The 17,586-nt window shown below is 52.6% G+C and carries 17 protein-coding genes; 10 read left to right on the forward strand and 7 right to left on the reverse strand.

The window, feature by feature from the left end:
• Positions 1-888: 888 nt before the first annotated feature.
• The 5 genes from glnA to ACTCIA_RS08460 form a co-directional block, all read right to left on the reverse strand.
• Positions 889-2,304, reverse strand: coding sequence for a type I glutamate--ammonia ligase (glnA, locus tag ACTCIA_RS08440; RefSeq protein ID WP_463001370.1), 1,416 nt, complete (start codon positions 2,302-2,304; stop codon positions 889-891).
• Positions 2,305-2,372: 68 nt separating this feature from the next.
• Positions 2,373-2,711, reverse strand: a complete 339-nt coding sequence (locus ACTCIA_RS08445; RefSeq protein WP_463001371.1) for a P-II family nitrogen regulator — start codon at positions 2,709-2,711, stop codon at positions 2,373-2,375.
• A gap of 246 nt (positions 2,712-2,957) precedes the next feature.
• Positions 2,958-5,567: a [protein-PII] uridylyltransferase gene (gene glnD / locus ACTCIA_RS08450; RefSeq protein WP_463001372.1), complete on the reverse strand. Its 2,610-nt coding sequence runs from the start codon at positions 5,565-5,567 to the stop codon at positions 2,958-2,960.
• Between the two features lie 269 nt (positions 5,568-5,836).
• A complete protein-coding gene (locus ACTCIA_RS08455; RefSeq protein WP_463001373.1) occupies positions 5,837-6,634 on the reverse strand; it encodes a helix-turn-helix domain-containing protein in 798 nt (265 codons plus the stop codon).
• A 39-nt stretch (positions 6,635-6,673) separates the two neighbouring features.
• Positions 6,674-7,129 carry a hypothetical protein gene (locus tag ACTCIA_RS08460; RefSeq protein ID WP_463001374.1) on the reverse strand — a complete coding sequence of 152 codons (456 nt, stop codon included), beginning with the start codon at positions 7,127-7,129 and terminating at the stop codon, positions 6,674-6,676.
• On the opposite strand from ACTCIA_RS08460, the gene ACTCIA_RS08465 reads away from it, so the two are divergent.
• Both ACTCIA_RS08465 and ACTCIA_RS08470 read left to right on the forward strand, forming a co-directional pair.
• Positions 7,128-7,406: a hypothetical protein gene (locus tag ACTCIA_RS08465; protein ID WP_463001375.1), complete on the forward strand. Its 279-nt coding sequence runs from the start codon at positions 7,128-7,130 to the stop codon at positions 7,404-7,406. The genes ACTCIA_RS08460 and ACTCIA_RS08465 overlap by 2 nt on opposite strands.
• Complete coding sequence (locus ACTCIA_RS08470; protein WP_463001376.1) at positions 7,403-8,044, forward strand: hypothetical protein; 642 nt, start codon at positions 7,403-7,405, stop codon at positions 8,042-8,044. The genes ACTCIA_RS08465 and ACTCIA_RS08470 overlap by 4 nt, the downstream gene beginning before the upstream one ends.
• A gap of 115 nt (positions 8,045-8,159) precedes the next feature.
• Here ACTCIA_RS08470 and ACTCIA_RS08475 read toward each other — a convergent pair whose 3' ends face one another.
• Positions 8,160-9,782 carry a hypothetical protein gene (locus ACTCIA_RS08475; protein ID WP_463001377.1) on the reverse strand — a complete coding sequence of 541 codons (1,623 nt, stop codon included), beginning with the start codon at positions 9,780-9,782 and terminating at the stop codon, positions 8,160-8,162.
• A 273-nt stretch (positions 9,783-10,055) separates the two neighbouring features.
• Between ACTCIA_RS08475 and ACTCIA_RS08480 the strand changes: the two genes are divergently transcribed.
• The 5 genes from ACTCIA_RS08480 to ACTCIA_RS08500 all read left to right on the forward strand — a co-directional run bounded on the left by ACTCIA_RS08480 (position 10,056) and on the right by ACTCIA_RS08500 (position 13,952).
• Complete coding sequence (locus ACTCIA_RS08480) at positions 10,056-10,460, forward strand: hypothetical protein (RefSeq protein WP_463001378.1); 405 nt, start codon at positions 10,056-10,058, stop codon at positions 10,458-10,460.
• A 43-nt stretch (positions 10,461-10,503) separates the two neighbouring features.
• Positions 10,504-11,319: a M48 family metallopeptidase gene (locus tag ACTCIA_RS08485; protein WP_463001379.1), complete on the forward strand. Its 816-nt coding sequence runs from the start codon at positions 10,504-10,506 to the stop codon at positions 11,317-11,319.
• 190 nt (positions 11,320-11,509) lie between these two features.
• Entirely contained in the window at positions 11,510-11,884 is a 375-nt protein-coding gene (locus tag ACTCIA_RS08490; RefSeq protein ID WP_463001380.1) for an ArsR/SmtB family transcription factor, read from the forward strand.
• An 84-nt stretch (positions 11,885-11,968) separates the two neighbouring features.
• Positions 11,969-13,423 carry a thioredoxin domain-containing protein gene (locus tag ACTCIA_RS08495; RefSeq protein WP_463001381.1) on the forward strand — a complete coding sequence of 485 codons (1,455 nt, stop codon included), beginning with the start codon at positions 11,969-11,971 and terminating at the stop codon, positions 13,421-13,423.
• A 22-nt stretch (positions 13,424-13,445) separates the two neighbouring features.
• Positions 13,446-13,952, forward strand: coding sequence for a rhodanese-like domain-containing protein (locus tag ACTCIA_RS08500; protein WP_463001382.1), 507 nt, complete (start codon positions 13,446-13,448; stop codon positions 13,950-13,952).
• Positions 13,953-14,222: 270 nt separating this feature from the next.
• Here ACTCIA_RS08500 and ACTCIA_RS08505 read toward each other — a convergent pair whose 3' ends face one another.
• On the reverse strand, positions 14,223-15,626 hold the full coding sequence (locus tag ACTCIA_RS08505; protein WP_463001383.1) for a sigma-54 interaction domain-containing protein: 1,404 nt from the start codon (positions 15,624-15,626) through the stop codon (positions 14,223-14,225).
• A 516-nt stretch (positions 15,627-16,142) separates the two neighbouring features.
• Between ACTCIA_RS08505 and ACTCIA_RS08510 the strand changes: the two genes are divergently transcribed.
• The 3 genes from ACTCIA_RS08510 to ACTCIA_RS08520 are packed head-to-tail and all read left to right on the forward strand — an operon-like array spanning position 16,143 to position 17,452.
• Positions 16,143-16,373 (forward strand): thioredoxin family protein, encoded by a 231-nt coding sequence (locus tag ACTCIA_RS08510; RefSeq protein WP_463001384.1) that lies wholly within the window; start codon positions 16,143-16,145, stop codon positions 16,371-16,373.
• A gap of 22 nt (positions 16,374-16,395) precedes the next feature.
• The gene (locus tag ACTCIA_RS08515; RefSeq protein WP_463001385.1) at positions 16,396-16,917 is read left to right on the forward strand and encodes a (Fe-S)-binding protein; all 522 of its coding nucleotides are present in this window, start codon (positions 16,396-16,398) and stop codon (positions 16,915-16,917) included.
• Between the two features lie 10 nt (positions 16,918-16,927).
• Positions 16,928-17,452, forward strand: a complete 525-nt coding sequence (locus tag ACTCIA_RS08520; protein ID WP_463001386.1) for a universal stress protein — start codon at positions 16,928-16,930, stop codon at positions 17,450-17,452.
• Positions 17,453-17,586: the final 134 nt, after the last annotated feature.

The raw sequence follows: 17,586 nt of genomic DNA on the forward strand, positions 1-17,586 counted from the left end.
TTTTATAGAATATACAAAAAATTTAATCGCGGAAGCCCAAAAAATAAATTACATTTTTGCAATGAAAAAAGAGAAAAATAACAAAATTGTAAATCCTTAGGCACAAAAAAAATGGCACCGTAAAAAGCTTTTTACCGCGCCCGCTGTTGTTGCAGGAAGGAAATCCTGCAGTCGGCGTCAGCTTTTTCGCTCCTGATCGTTTTTGCGGATTCATCAAATGCCTTTGCTTAAAATATACAAATTCGCCCTGCATTCCTCCAACAGTTCAAATTTTCACGCAAAAACGCTCAATGTCGCTTCTAAAGCAGACCCCGCCCTTGGATTTCCTTGGAAGTGCCCCATTTCGCCGGGGGCGAAACCCGAGTTTACAAGTAACTAAAATTATTAGATAAAATTTTAAGTTACTTAGAAGTGTTTCCCCACGGGACCGGGCATGAAAACAATGCTTTTAAAACTTAAATGTGTTGCTCCGGACTCCCTTGGCGTGAAACTTTGCACACAATCGGCCATGATGCCGGCCCGGGGGTGGTTTGCGAGTCGCATTGAGCGCGCAAGCGGTCAGCAGGGAGCAAACCGCCACCGGGCCGGCATCATGCGAAAGTCATAGAACCAGACACGAACAGCAACTTTTTTGATGTTACTTAGAAGTGTCCCCCCGGGCCGCAGCCCAAGACCGAACACTGCAAATAACTTTTTACCGCATGCTTAAAATCTTTGATTTTATTTTTTTGAGCCTTGAGCCTTGAGCCTTGAACCTTGAACCTTGAACCTTGAACGAAGTTATTTAGAAGTCTGATTTCAGATGGCGCCGTAAAAAAAGGGCGGCCCCTGGCAACAGGGGCCGCCCTTTTTTATCCGCCTGCGCTTTTGCGCAGTCAGGAGGGGGGACTAAATGTCGTAATACAGGAAAAACTCGTGGGGATGGGGCCGCAGCTTGATGGCATTGACCTCTTTTTCCATTTTGTACTCAATCCAGCGCTCAACCACATCCTTGGTAAACACATCGCCCTTGAGCAGAAACTCGTGGTCATCTGCAAGGCCCTGCAGGGCTTCTTCAAGGGAGCCCGGGGCGGAATCGATCTGGGCCAGTTCCTCGGGGGGCAGGTCATAGATGTTTTTGTCCATGGGATCGCCCGGATCAATCTTGTTTTCAATCCCGTCGATGACCGCCATAAGAATTGCGGAAAAGGCCAGATACCCGTTGCAGGACGGATCCGGGGTTCTGAACTCAATGCGCTTGGCCTTCGGCGATGCCGAGTACATGGGAATCCGAACCGCGGCACTGCGGTTTCGGCTCGAATAGGCCAGGTTCACCGGCGCCTCGAAACCCGGCACAAGACGCTTATAGGAGTTTGTGGTGGGATTGGTAAACGCGCACAGGGCCTTGCAATGCCTTAAGATCCCGCCAACGGCGTAAAGCGCCTCCTGGGACAGCCCGGCGTACTTGTCGCCGGCAAAAAGGGGATTGCCGTCTCTCCAGATACTGACATGGGTATGCATGCCCGTGCCATTGTCCTCAAATAAGGGCTTTGGCATAAACGTGACCGTCTTGTTGTACTGATGGGCCACATTTTTGAGCACATATTTAAACCACACGAGCTGATCGCCCATTTCCATCAGCGGCTTAAAGCGCATGTCGATTTCTGCCTGGCCGGCGGTGGCCACCTCGTGATGCTGGCATTCCACGTCAATGCCCAGATCCTCTAAGGCCAGCATCATGTCCGTGCGGATGTCCTGGCCCTTGTCCATGGGCGGCACCGGAAAATAGCCTTCCTTGTGGCGCGGCTTGTAGGCCAGGTTGGGATTTTCCTCCCGGCCGGTGTTCCACACGCCCTCTTCTGAATCCACCATGTAGAAGGCCTTGTTTCTCTGGGAGTCGAAGCGCACATCATCAAAGATGAAAAACTCGGCTTCAGGGCCGATAAAGGCCGTATCACCGATACCGCTTTGCTTGAGATAATTCTCAGCCTTCTGGGCCACGTGCCGCGGGTCCCGGGAGTAGGCCTCCCGTGTGACCGGGTCCACGATATTGCCGATCAATACAAGGGTTTTTTCCTCGTAGAAGGGATCGATCTTGGCCGTGGAAGCATCGGGAACAACGAGCATGTCACTTGCGTTGATGGGCTGCCAGCCCCGCAGGCTGGAACCGTCAAACCCGTAGCCGTCCTCAAAGGAGTCCTCGCTCATTTCGCTGACCGGTACGGTAAAATGCTGCCATATGCCGGGAAAATCCATGAACCGGATGTCCACCACCCGGATATTTTCCTGCTGAATCATTTCCAGTACGTCTTTTGCCTGTTTCATTGTCTGTTTCCTCCTCGAATTTTTAATGAATAAAATGCTTTAAAACCCAACAAATGTAAATGCTGTTTTTATATGGCCTCGTTGTCCGCCTCGCCGGTGCGCACCCGGATCACCCCTTCCAGGGGAATCACAAAAATCTTGCCGTCACCGATCTTTCCGGTGTTGGCTGCAGAACGCACCGCGTCGATCACCTCCTGGGCCCGGTCTGCGGGCACCACGATTTCAAGCTTGATTTTGGGCATGAAATCCACGAGATATTCCGCGCCCCGGTAAATCTCCTTGTGGCCTTTCTGGCGGCCATAACCCTTGACCTCGGTGATGGTCATTCCCTGGATGCCGATATCATTTAACGCCTGTCTGACATCGTCGAGTTTAAACGGCTTGATGATGGCTTCTATTTTTTTCATGATTTATCCTCCTGCTGCAAGGTTGATGAGCCTGTAAAAAGTCTTTTTTACAGGCAGTGTTAAGTTTTAAGTGATTAAGTATTAAGTAAAATCAATAAGTTATTTGTTCATTGATTAGCGATTATATCCGATTTGGGCCTTTTTGCGATCCCATCAAGGTTGACTTGACAAAAAATTCTGTTTTTATCTTTTTTACCAAATTTTCTTAACAAAATTATAGAAAGGATCGGTCGGATACAGACGAATTCAGGACAACACTGAAAGCACCTGCCGCCGGATGTCTTGCACCTGGCCGGCATCCTCCACCTTGTTGCCCTGGTCGTCGCGGACATAAAAGACATCCACGACCTGATCAACCTTGGTTGCAATCTTTGCAACCCATATATCCAGACCACTTCTGGTCAGCGCATCCGTAATCCGGTACAAAAGACCGGGAAAATCATAGGCAAAAACTTCAACAATGGTGTAAAAACTGGAACTGTCATTATCAACCACCACCCGGTTGGGCCGGCCGGAGACTTCCTGCTTTGCCGCCCGAACCGGCTTTTTCATCAAAGCCGCACCCAGATCCAGCCGGCCAGCCAAAGCGGCCTCCAGATCCCGTCCGGCCCGCTGCCAGCGCTCGGCCTCAAAGATTTCATCCGGCGGCGGGGTAACGGTGAAAATGTCCAGGGCCACGTTGTTTTTCCAGGTAAAGACCTGGGCATTTAAGACATCAATCCCGCTTAGGGTAAAGACCCCGGAAATTTTGGAAAACAGACCGGGCCGGTCCTTGGCGCAAACCACCACGGTTCGGGTATTGGAGGCCTCATCCGGGCTGATCTCCCATACGTATTCATTGGTTTGCAGCTGCCGGTAAAGGTTTAGATGGGACACGACATCCCGGGCCTCGATATAGAGCAGATACCTGGGCGAAAGAATATTGAGCAAAGAGTCGACATCCGTGTCCGGAAAATCCACGGCCTGGCGCACGTATGTTTTTTTCTTCTCCACCCGGCGCACCGCGCCAGTGGTGGCAAGCTCGCCCTTTTCCAGTATCCGCAAAATCTTTAGAAAAAAATCACGCACCAGGGTGGCGGTCCAGTCGTTCCAGGCCTTGGGGCCCGTGGCCATGGAATCGGCCACGGTCAGCAGGTAAAGCATTTTCAAACGATTGACATGGCCGATCTGCCGGGCTGTGCGGATGGCGGTTTCCTCGTCGTGGATATCGCGGCGGCTGGCGGTTTTGACCAGCAGCAGGTGGTTTTCAATCAAAAAACGGATCAACTCCACTTCTTTGGGACCGTAGCCCAGGCCGGCCACGATATCTTTGGCCATTTGGGCGCCGGTAATGGAGTGCTTTCCCTCGGCCCCTGCCTTGCCGATATCGTGGAGCAGGGCTGCCAAAAGCAGCAGATGTTTGCGTTTTAAACCGTTGTAGACCTTGATGCACAAAGGATCCACCCCATCTGGCGGGCTGTCGCCAAAGGACTTGATAAAATAAACCGTTCGCAGGCTGTGGCGGTCCACGGGATAAAGATGATAGGCATCAAACTGAATCCGGTCCACGATTCCGGCAAACTCGGGGATCAGCCGCACCAGAAACCCGGTTTCCAGCATCTGCTCCAAAACATTGACCGGCTTTGCCGGAGTGAGCAGAATGTTTTCAAACGCCCGGCGAACCGTGGGATCGGCCCGGAATTTGTCGTCTGCCAGGTGGCCGAACTCCCGCACCAGGCGCCCGGCCTCCCGGGTCAGGGGCATGCGGAGCCGGGCGCTGGCCTCAAAAATCCGGATCAGCAGCTCCGGGGACTTGACAATCCGGCTCGAGGATTTGAAATCAAGCCCCCCGCGATTGATTTCAATCCCCGGGATTTCCGGGTGCCGGCGGAATCCAAAGCTGCGACGGGACGGTTTTTCAAATCCGAGCTCAAACAAAAACAACAGGAGCTGTTTTTTGACATATCCCATTTTTGCGTGCAGCTCGCTCATGAGCCGCTCGACCGGCATTTGTCCGTCTTTTTCCTCAAGGCCCATTTCCTCGGCCAGTCTGATCTGGCAGTTGAAATAAAGCTGATCGCACTTGCGGCCGGTAAAGTAATGAAGCCGGTTTCGCACCTTCCATATAAATTCCACGGCCCCTGCCAGGTTTTCATATTCATTGCTGGAAATCGCCCCGTGATATTCCAGATCCCGCAATTCCTTCAAATCAAACCTGATCCGGCCGATCCAGCGCATGGTATGATAATCGCGCAGCCCGCCGGCGCCCTCCTTTAAATTTGGCTCCAGCAGAAAGGCGGAGTCCCCGTAATGATCATGGCGCTGGCGGTTGCGGTCCACCAGGGAGCGGATGATCTTATGCGGGGCCCGGCCAAGCACCCGGTCTCGCACCTGGGCGGTCAAGTCCGCGTATACGGATGAAATTCCGCACAAAAACCGCGCATCCAGCACTGCGGTAAGCACTTCCAGATCCTCTTTGGCCATTTTCACGCATTCACGCAGGGAGCGGATGGCATAGCCCACGTCCAGACCCAGGTCCCACAGGGGATAGACGTATTCCCTGACCAGTTCCTCGGCTTCTTCGGGCACGGATTTTTCAAACAAAAGCAGCAGATCCACGTCTGAAAACACGCATTGCTCGGCACGGCCGTATCCGCCCAGGGCAATGACCGCATACGGATTGCGGTTGATGGCCAGCTGCGGTCCCACCCGGCTGGCGGCAAAGCACTGCCGGAAATAGGCGTCAAACAGCTCTGCATGGGCGCGGATAAACTCAGACGGTTCCCATTCCATGGCTGATGCAAACAGATCCTGCCGGGCCTGTTTTAAAACCATCGCCGGATCGGGTGCCTGTTTTTTTTCTGTGTATGCGGCCAAAATCTTTCCTCCGTTTGCTCTTCTAAAGCAACTTGTATGCCATCCAGGATGATTAAACAAATAAATATTAAAATCAAAATATTATACTCAAAGAAATTTTCACAACCTGAAAAAACCAAAACAAAATTGTCAAATGATCTTACAATTTTGTAAATTGGAATTATTCTATCGGCTATAAAGAAGTATACAGGGGATAAAATGAAAAGCAACAGGGATTCAGGCGAAAATACACAGGGAGGATTGCAGAGCGAATAAGCGGGCGCAGAGGGCTACAGGTTGTTTAACTTTTCAAACAGCTTCTTTTTGCCGCTGACCCCCATTTTTTCATAAACACGGTGCATATAGGTTTTTACCGTGGATTCGGAAAGTTCCAGCTCCAGGGCGGTCTGGCGGTAAGTTTTTCCGGCCAGCACTTTTTTGAGCACCAGATATTCCCGCTCGGATAAAAGCATCCTGAGATACCTGGGCATCTTTTTTTCAACTTCACCCTCACCGGCTGCAGCGTCCGGACGATTCCCGCCTATGGCCGGAACCGGCGCCACCGCCCCCACCTCAGCAACCGCAGTCTGCCCGGGTTTTGATTCTGCCGGGCCCGGGGGTTTAGCCGGAACAGCGCCGGGAATATATCCGTAGCGGCCAAGAAAATAAAGAACCAGCACAGATAGGTTGAGCACAAAATGACCGGTCATGACAATGGCCTCTGTCATGCCTGCAAAATGGCGCCCAATGAGTTCACCTGCGGCAATCCCGGTACAGACCACAGCCAGGCCGATGCCAAAGGCACGCACCGGATCGGCCAGATCCAGCAGAACCGCAATCAATACCAGATCCACCATACCAGTTGCCGCCTGGAGGGCAAACATGCCGGCGTTGACCGGAACCGAGCCCGGACCGGTCTGCATGACGGTAAAAGCCGCCATGCCCAGCACCACCCCGCTTATCAGGGCCAGATCCCGGTTGATGCGAGCGAGCCGGTATGCCCCAAAGACGGCTCCAGCGTAAAAAAGCATCTCAAAGCCCGGCAATGCTGCCTGCTGGTGGTAGGCCGGCATCACAATGACATACATCAGCCCGCATATCACTTTAAACAACAGGATAAACGGCAGCTAATGCCACGGACCGGTTTCATCGGGCAGTTCCGTGGATTCCGGATCAGGCAGGTGCCCGGCAAGCACGGGTATGGCTATCAAAAATACAGCCACTGCCGCAAAAAGCCAAAAACTGTTTAACGGCCACAGCAAAACCGGCAAAACCAACAGGTTGCCAACCACAAGGCCCACGGCTGCGCACAACAGGGGCCTGGGGCTTTGACATAGGGTCACACATGCCGCAATGGCCACCACCGCACCGCTTGCGCCCATACAGGCCAGAATCCAGCTTCCTGCAGAGGGTTTGAAAAAAAGCAGCAGGGTCAGCACAGCAGTAGTCAGGCAGCCGGCCGGCATCAGCCGGGAAAACATCTGCCGGGGGCAGAAAAGTCCGAGCACGATCAAGGCCGCCACATGGATTGGCAGAAAGGCCGCAGAGGCGTTGACGACATCCGCAGCCAGGAGACCGTCCATGGGCACGGAAACCAGCCAAAATACAAAAGCAGCAAAGCACAATACCGGATATGGATACAGGAATTTTTCTGTCATGGCTTTTTTTATCGGATCTTTTTTGAGCGGAGTTTACAAAAAGACGACAAAAAAAGCAAAAAAAACCGGAAAGTTTACAAAACAGCGACTTGAAAAAACAACGGGTTCCTGTTTCTCTGGCTTTTCTGAAAATGCGGTTGCCCGGGGGATCGGAGCCGCGGAAAACATGATTGAAACAAAACAAGAGGAGGGTTGCAGATGAAGTGCAAAGGGATTTTATCGATTTTATCATTGATCGGCGTATTATTGATCAGCGGCATGCTGCCGGCGGGTTCGGCTGCTGCAGAGGAAACATCAGAATCCGGCCTGGACTGGAAAGCCGGCCTCGGCTACCAGGGAATGTGGGTCGGGGGATTTTTAAACGGCATTTCCGCCCGTGCCTGGATAGAGGAAAAATACGGGGTGGAGGCCAACTATTTTTACGGGGATATTGAGACCCGGACTTTTTCGGCTGAACAAACTTTCTCGGGCTATACCGAAAGCTCCGGCAAATCTGACGCGGATCTTTACGTGTTTGAGCTAAAAGCCATGTATGCGCCGGTTGTGCGGGAATACAGCCGTTTCTACGTGGGCGCGGTGGTCAGCCGGGGATCCTTTGATCTGAAGAACACCGGCTATTTTGGCCGTGATTTTGACGATAAAATCTGGGGATACGGTCTTTTTATCGGCAGTGAATGGCATTTTCAGGAATTTCCGGAAATCGGTTTCAACTTTGACGTGGGATACAAGGCCTATCGCTATGATGACCGTTACACAGACCCCGACGACGGGGATTACTTTAAAATGGACCTGGACCTGGAAGGCATTGATGCCACAATCGGGATTCATTATTATTTTTAACCGGCTTTGCTGACCTGCAAATCATATTCCCCCGGCAGGCCGGGGCAAGCCGAAATCCCGGTGCGCCCCGGCTTTTTTTGCAAACAGCGGGAAAAAGCCTGAAAAAAAGCCCGGCTCATTTCAGCGCAGCCCTGCAGGCGGCTGCAAAATCCTCGGGATAGTGGCCGTTGATCCAGCGCAGCTGGGATTCGGAAAACGCACCCGGTGATTCGGGCAGGCGGGGCAGGATCACATAGAACAGACGCTGGCCGTTGTCACCCATGTCCATGCGCCTGGAAACCTCGTAAAAGGTGATCATTTTCGCCCCCATACGGCACAGGGCTTTTGCGGCTTTCAGGATAGCGGCATCCAGGGACCGGCGCATTTCCGTGTCCGCCTCTGCAATATGACCCGCGGGCTTTGCGGCCATGACCTGAAGCTCCCACTGGGAGGTCTGGGCCTTGGGCACAAAAACCATGGCATTTTCATCCCGGTCCACGATCAGGCTCTGCGCACGGTTTTCTGCGCCGTCCATGCGCTGGTTGTTTTCAATGGCCGAAATATAGGCATCAAAAAAGCAGACCCCGGTTTGGGCGAAATATTGGGAAACAAAGGTTTCCACCTGGTCGCCGATGGCATAGGCCGCCATTTGCGGGTCAGTGCCCGGCGCTGCGGCAACTGTTTTCGGGATCATGGCATACTGCTGATGTATCTGCTGGTGGGAGGCATGCAGGCGGTATCCGGACGGGGCATAGTCAAACCCATAGTTCCATCCCCACAGGGTGCGGTTAAACCTCAGATTCCGTCGCTTTTGCTCGTCTTTGAGCAGCTCGAAAATCCGCAGCCGCAGATCTTCGAGCCCATGTTCTTCAATGCCGCGCCTGGATATATTGACCGAAATGCCCAGATCCTGTGCAAGGCGTGCGTATGTGCGCTGATAATACAGATGGCGCATGCCGCGCATGTCCGCAAGGCTCAATCCGGCCGCCGAGTAGCGCACCGCGTCTTCGGCCATGTTGGCCGCATAATGGCCCCAGGCAATGTAGCTGTTGCTGCGAAGATATTCATACACATGGGTTTGCGCGTTTGCACCGCCATATTCACCGACAATTTCGTTTGCGCCCTGAACCCCGGGGCGCAGCACCATGACCTGCCGGTAGATTTCCGGCAGACAGGGATTGTTGGCCAGGGTCTCAAACAGGGTGTTATCATGGACAGACGCCCGGATCCGGCCGTCTGTCCCCTGCCGGTATACCAGTCCGTCCGGACATCCGGTTTGCGGATCAAAAACAAAATCGCAGGCCATACCGGCAAGCGCCATTAAATCTTCCGGATCCGTGCCGGTTTCAGCCAAAGCCAGTTTCAGCGGTCCGGGCAGCGCGCCCAGCATTTGTGCTCTTTGCCTGTCCGAAACCCTGCTGTCCGGCTGCCACGCAGACAAAACAGAACCAAAGGATACCGGTTCGGATTCGGGCAGGCGGATCAGGGAGACCGGATCCTTTGCATTTTCATCCGCCCACCGGGTGTTGATATAGGTCACCCCGCGGAAGGCAAAAGCATTGGGCACCTCAAAAACCTTGTCTGCAGCCGGCACATCCACGTCTTGTTCCGGAAAGTTGGCTTCATTGGCAAGGGGCCCATTGTCAGCCAATACGCCAAGCTGCATCCGGCGGTCTTTCGGCCGGAAATTTTTTACTGAAAACGCCGGCGCATGGATGCCGTAAACAAAAGATCCCTCAGGTGAAACACAGGTACGCATATATCCTTCCTTATAGTAAAAATCAGACCGCAAGCCGGTTTTCACAAACCCTGCCAATGCCGCTGCCCGCCGAAAGAAACAGTGAGCCGACGGCAAACCCAATATCCTGCACTGACAGATTTAAAAGGCACCCCGGGCGTTGTCAAGGCGGATCACGCAAATCCGTCTTGACATTTGTGCCCCAGAAGAGGAAATTATTATTGAATAAACAGACAACAGACGGGCCATAACGCCGGAAATGCCCGGCAGCAGGCAACCCAAAGGAGCACTGGCATGCAAACACCAGCGGAACTCGATACATTTCTCCGACAATGGACCTCGGATCCAAACGGCTGCCGGGAAATTTTTCTGCAGTTTCAGTCCCGCATCCAGGCGCATTCCGATATCACGATCGTTTTTGTGGACCGGCCCGGGCTCACCTATTCCCTTCGGGCAACGCGTATCGGTCAGGATCGGCCCCTGTTTGTTCTCATGGATGTCATTGATGAGAATCCCAGATGGCTTTCGGTCTGTTTTTACGGGGACTTGATCACAGATCCCGAAGAATACGGGGACCTGGTACCCGAAGGACTCATGGGTGAAGACGGCTATTGCTTTGACCTGGAGGAAAATGATCCGGATCTTGTGGAATATATCGGCAAGCGGCTGGATGAGGCCTATGAGAACGCTTCCGGATAAGCCAGCAGCCTGCTCCGGGTATTGATTAATTAAAGGAAGAACCATGCACGGCAATTTGCTCAAAAAAATTGGAACGCTATGCGTCATCTGTTTTCTGGCGGCCGCCTGTGCCACGGTTCCGATCACCGGCCGCCGCCAGGTCAGCCTGATCCCCGCAGATACGATTGTTTCCATGAGCTATCAGCAATATGACGAATTTCTGGCCGAACATGAACCGGTCCGGGACACTGAAGAGGCTGCAATGGTCCGGAATGTAGGGCGCGACATTGCCGATGCTGTGGAGACCTACATGCGGCAAAACGGCATGGAAGACCAATTGCAGCACTATGACTGGGAGTTTCAGCTGGTGGAAGATGAAGCGGTCAATGCCTGGTGCATGCCCGGGGGCAAGGTGGTTGTATATTCAGGCATTCTGCCCGTAGCCAGGGGCAAAGAGGGGCTGGCCGTGGTCATGGGCCATGAGATCGCCCATGCCGTGGCCAACCACGGAAACGAGCGCATGAGCCAGGGCATGCTGGCCCAGATGGGCGGCATTGCCCTTTCCGAAGCGTTACAAACCCACCCGGCCACCACCCGGCAACTCTGGATGACGGCTTACGGGGTTGGCACACAGGTGGGCCTGATGCTGCCCTATAGCCGTCTTCATGAAAAGGAGGCCGACCGGCTCGGCCTGATCTTCATGGCCATGGCCGGCTATGACCCGCGGGTGGCAGAAGATTTCTGGACCCGGATGGCCGGGCAGAAAGAAGGCGGGGCCCCTCCGGAATTTTTAAGTACCCACCCGGCAGATGATACCCGCATCGCCAACATCCGGCGCCTGATCCCCGAGGCCATGCAGTACTACAGGCGGAGCCAATGATCAACGTAGCCCTGGTTACCCTGGAAAAGGCCCATATCATCACTTACCGGCATAACAGCCAAAAACCCCGATCCTGACCCCGACTTTTATCCTGCGTGCTGCTTGCATGTTTTCGGATTGACAATCTGCACTCAATCTATATATTATAATTTAACGATTTATCCAGCACTGCAAAACGGAGCGACGGCAGATGAAAAAATTCACGAAAGTAATGAAAGCCCTTTCCGATCCCAGCCGTGTCAAGATTTTAAAAATGCTGCAGCGCAAGCAGATGTGCGTCTGCGAGATCCAAAATGCCCTGGGCATTGCCCAGTCCACGGCCAGCAAACATTTAAAAATCCTGGAGGAAGCCGGGCTGACCACCTATAAAAAAGACGGTCTCTGGGTCAACTACACCCTGGCCGACGGCTCTGACAGTCCCTATGCCGCCGCAATGCTCGGCAACATCCGACACTGGCTGGAAGATGAAGAAGAAATTGCCGACCTCAGCAAGCAGATTTTTGATATCCGGCGCGAAGACATCTGCCGGGCCAAAGACCGCCAGAATCAGCGGAACAAACCATGAGGCTGCCGGAAAATCCACAAACAGCATCCTCTATTCATTGGACAGACATTATCTCATTTAAATCTGATGCAGAAAGGATTTAACATGAATCCGCAACAAACAGGTACCTGGCTCAGAATTGCAGGTGCGGCACTTGCAATACCAGCTCTTTTGCTTGTATTTACAGCAGAGACTGTCTTTTGCCAGTCACCGGGCCAAACCGTTGAAAAAAAATACCCGGGACTGGTCAGCGGCGTTCTCAAATACGCCCGCCTGGCTTCCATGGATGAGCAGATGCTTTTCCAATCAGATAAAGTGACAATCAATCAGGCCGGGCTGACCAGGCAACTCAATGCCATGGATGATGCAACCCGTTCACAACTGGAAAAAAATCTGCTGTTTTTCCTGGACCAGGAAGCAACCCGGGCGATCCTGGAAAACGAGGCGGAAAAAGCCGGGTTTGCATCCAGGGATCTAAGCGATGGGGAAAATCTCCAGGCCTTTTTGGAGCACAAGGCCGAAACAATCAAGGTAACTGAAATTGAAGCCCGCAAATTCTATCAGGAAAACAAAGACATCGTCAATCAAGCGCCTTTTCAACAGGTCAGAGATGCCATTCACGACTATCTGATTCAGCGAAAAAAGCAGCAATTCATTTCAGATTATATCGATGAAGTGGCCGCAAAAACCGACATGCAGGTAAACAAGCAGTGGGTGCAAAAGCAGAGCCGTATTGCCATGGACAACCCCGTGGACAAAGCCCGGAACTCAGGCTTGCCCACAATGGTTGAATTCGGAGCCGACGGTTGTGCCCCCTGCGACAGGATGCAGCCCATACTGGATCAAATGCGCAAAGATTATCCGGACAGTCTCAACGTGGTATTCGTGCATGTGGGAGAAGATCAGATGCTGGCAGCCCGCTTCGGTGTCCGGTCAATTCCGGTACAGGTGTTCTACGATGCAGACGGAAAAGAAGTATTGCGGCACACGGGGTTTTTGCCCAAAGAAAAAGTTTACAGCCAACTGTCCAGAATGGGGGTGGGCCCCCAGCCCTCAGAGGCGTTTGCCATCGGCGGAGGACCGGTTGAAATTCTTCTTTTCACAGACTATTTTTGCCCGCCATGTAAGGACATCGAGCCCTATCTTGAAAATACACTGCCCGAACTGGTGTCTTCAGGAGCAAAAGTGACCTTTGTGGATGCCCCCTTCAGCCGGAAATCCACTTTGTATTCCCGTTATTTTCTTTATGCGGCCGAAGCGGCTTCTTCGCCTGAATCCATCATACACGCAAGAAGCGTGCTGTTTGACCTGGCGGAAAAAGACAAAATTGAATCCGAGCCGGACATGGTTAAGGCGCTGAAAGAAAACAGCGTGGATATCGAGCTTGTCGATACCCAGCCGCTGATCGACCAGTGGAAAAAACTCATGGAGACCCATGATCTCCGCAGCACCCCGACCTGCATAATTATCCGGCCCGGCAAAGAACCCCGGCAATACAGGGGCGGCAAAGCCATACCAGAGGCGCTGGGACGACTGCTTGATGAAATGTCATCAAAATAATTGAAAGCTGCGTGCTGACACAATGGGAGATAACAACCGGCAAAATCTGAAAAAGGCTTTTTGGCAGGCGGGCGCTGTTGTTGCCGCGGCAAGCCTTATGGCCTTTGCGGTCAATCATTATTTCCGGGAAGACGGCATTGCTGTAATCGCAGACTGGTCCCCTTCCGCCCGGCTGGAAGCCGCAACAGACCAGGGAGATATAACAATATCAGCTCACCGGGCAGCGGCTTTCCATAAATCCGGCAAGACCGTTTTTATTGACACCCGTGTTGCCAAGGCATTTTCCGAAGGCCGCATTGCCGGAGCGATCAACATCCCGAAGCATGATGTATTCGGGCATCTGGAAACCCTCATGGAAGCGGTACCGGATAAAAACAAAATTATTGTCGTCTATTGCCAAAAAGCGCCCTGCTCCCTGAGCCGGGAACTGGTGCGGATGCTCAAAAACATGGGCTATGCAAACGCCCGGGTCCTGGAAAAAGGCTGGGACCGGTGGAAGGATCTGGGATATCCAGCGGGTGCGGGTTGAGCAAGGGCGGCGGCCATCAGGATTCTGATTACAGGGCCGATAATCTGATCCAAAAGGGAACCACACGAATCAACCGGTAAAAATCTGCCGATTAATGCAAAAATTTATTGGACACGCAATTTTTTCAAACATGCCGCATCTTTTCCGTCAAGAATGAAAGAAAAAGGGTTAACCAGATTTCGTATTTAAAGGGGTTTTTGGAAGAACCTGGAAAAGAAAGGCACGGGTTTGACCGACAGAAGATGTTTCAAACATTAAAACCGTTGCCGGCTATGTTTCACTTTCGGGGGCTGTAATGCCCAGCTTTTTCATTCTCCGCCACAGGGTGCTCCGGCTGATGCCGAGTGCCTGTGCGGCCTTTTCCCGGCCGCTGGCACATTGCTGCAAAACCGCCCGGATCTTTTCGGCTTCCTTCTTCTGCTCTTCTGTGAGCCGCGGGGGATGAAACGCTTTATCCTTAATCAGGCTGCCGGGCAGATGCTCCGACCGGATGACCGAGCCCTTGCAGGCGATAAAGGCAAATTCAATGGCGTTTTCCAGCTCGCGCACATTTCCGGGAAACGGGTATTCCATGAGCACCTGCAGGGCCTGGGTGCTGATGTCCCGGATATTTCTCCCCTTGCTTCGATTGAACTTCTCAATAAAACGATACACCAGCAGGGGGATGTCCTCGGTTCTCTCCCGCAAGGGGGGCAGCTCCAGGGCAACCACGTTTAAGCGGTAAAACAGATCTTCCCTGAACCGTCCGCCGGCGACCCGGTCACTGAGAGCAATGTTGGCCGCGGCAATGATCCGGAAATCGGATTTTCGGGTCCGGGTCCCGCCCACCGGGATGAATTCTTTCTGCTCCAGGATCCGAAGCAGGTCTGACTGAAAAGCAAACGACGTGCTCCCGATTTCATCGAGAAACAAGGTTCCCTTGTCGGCTGAACGAAAGTAGCCGGACTTATCCCGGTCTGCACCGGTAAACGCCCCTTTGACATGGCCGAAAAGTTCGGACTCGATAAGCCCTTCCGGCATTGCCGCACAATTGACCGCAACAAACGGGCCCTTGCTTCTTTGGCTCAGGTTGTGAATGGCCCGGGCCACCAGCTCTTTTCCGGTGCCGGTGGGGCCCTGGATCAAAACCGCGCTGTCGCTTTCTGCGATATCCGGTAGAAAAGACAGGATCTTTTGCATTTGCGGACTCTTGCCCGCAATGTCTTCTTTTACATATTGCCTGTCAATCCGGCGCCGGAGTTCCTGTATATCCGAAAGATCCCGGAAGGTCTCCACGCCCCCGATAACCCGGCCCCCGGCATCGCAAAGCAGATTTGTGCTGAGACTGATGGGCTTTTCTTCCCCGCCTCTGGTGATAATCCGGGCGGAAATGTCGATCTGCGGCGCTTTGTCGGTAAGCGTTTTTTCCAGAGCGCAATTTTTTGCACAGATATCGGCCCGGAAAACATCAAAGCAGAACTGGCCGACGGCTTCTTCCTGGGTAAAACCGGTAATGCTTTCAGCCGCCCGGTTAAAGGACGTGATCCGCTTTTGCGTATCTATGGTGAAAACCCCGTCGCTGATGCTTTCCAGAATGGCACAGCACGGAGAGCGGACCACCGAAGTGATATCACAGAAAACGCCAGGGTTTTTCTCCCCAAAGCTGCCGTCGGTCTTTTTCCGAGCGTTTTTCATACAATACGCCTTCAAATCGAAAGGTTATTATTATGGATGTTTGCCAAAAACAGACTTAAGAACCGAAAAAAATAAACATATTGAAAAAAAACCAGTGTGTCAAAGCGGTCGTGGCCAAGATGCGCCCCCTTTTCAGATGGTTTCATCCGCCTTGCACATAGGCTGCGGTTGTTTCAAATGACCGGGCAGCCAACGGCAGCATCTGGTCTGCATTCAGGACAACGGCATAAGCAAGGTAGAATCTCACAAACTCGCACCCTTCCGGACGGCGCATGGAACGGTAATTTCAGATCAGACTTGACACCACAGAATACTATTTATATATTATGATATAACGATTTAATATTGCATCCCTGCATACAGATCCAGCAGAAGGCCGATATAAAGGAAATGGACATGAAATAAAGACTTGAACCTGGCCGGCAGATTGTTATATTCTGTTTTAACGAAACATGAATCCGGTCGCAATCTGAACCGGATGCACAATATCCATTTTCAAGCAAAAGGAGTGTCATTATGGAAATCAAAGTATTGGGCCCGGGATGCCCGAAATGCCAGCAAACAGAGGAAAACGTAAAGCAGGCAGTGGCCGAGGCCGGTGTTGAGGCAGATGTTGAAAAAGTCACTGACACCATGAAGATCGCCGGCTACGGGGTATTTGGCACACCGGCCGTGGTGGTGGACGGAGAGGTCAAGGTCGTAGGCAAAATCCCCACAAAAGACGATGTCCTCAAATGGATTAAATAGAAAAGACCCGCCGGGGGGTAAAATGCTGCTGCAATCCTATACCAAAACCATATTCCGGCCGGAATGCAATCCGAGTTTCCAATCCGTGCACTGCATCGCCCGGCTGGATCAGGATATCTCGGCCGCCCTGCCCTACCTGAATGCTGAACTGGGCGGCAACCAGTATTTCAGGGAACCCCCGGCAGTCATGCTCCACGCGCACGGCAAGATCATCAAAGTGGGCGGCACCGAAATCGCCATCAATGCCCTGGCTGACGAGGCTGAAGCCGAAAAGATCCTGCAATGGCTTAAAAACGAGATCAACCGGGTCTGGACGGAAAAAGATACCATCACCCCCAGCGAAGAGGGCCGGAAAAAGCCGCAGGTATTTGAGATCTTAAAGCTGCTGCCCAAAACCAACTGCAGAAAATGCGGCCTTCCCACCTGCATGGTCTTTGCCGCCCAGGCGGCGGAAGGTGGCCGCGGGGTTTGTGATTGCACGGAACTGGCCCCGGAAAGCAAAGAAAGGCTGGATGCCTATCTTGCAGAATTTACCTTTGAATAAGGCTTCTGACATGGTTCCGCACATCAAGCATATACTTTATGCAACCGACCTTTCCGACGGGGCCCGCAGGGCCATGGGATATGCCGTGGCCCTGGCAAACGCCATGTCAGCATCCCTTACAGTGGTCCATGTTATTAAGGAGACCTCTCCCAATGCAGAGCTGCTGATCCAGGCATTTCTGGGCTACAGCAGCAAAGAGGAGGTAAAGCAGAAAAGCCGGGCCCAGATCACTGAAGAAATAAAAGAACGCCTTGGGCAAATGTGCGGCGAACTCGGCTGCCAGCTGCCGGACTGCCGGTTTTCCCTTGCCGATGTCATTGTGGAATTCGGCCGGCCCCGGGAGACCCTTCTCAATTATGTTGAAACCGGCAATTACGATTGTCTGGTAATGGGCCGCCAAGATTACGGATTTATTGAAAGCGCCATTACGGGACTTTCTTCAAAAAACCTGCTCAGACACAGCCCTGTACCGGTTTTTTTGGTACCCATGCCCCCCGGCACCGAATCTGTGCCGGTTGCGGAGAAACAAGAATAACCTGTCAGGGTTTGATGGTGCCGTAAAAAGTCCTGAAACGGATATCACCGTCAACCACTAAAGAGACAACTTATTGATTTTACTTAATACTTAATCACTTAAAACTTAACACTGCCTGTAAAAAAGACTTTTTA

The sequence above is a fragment of the Desulfosalsimonas sp. genome (genome assembly GCF_055149105.1).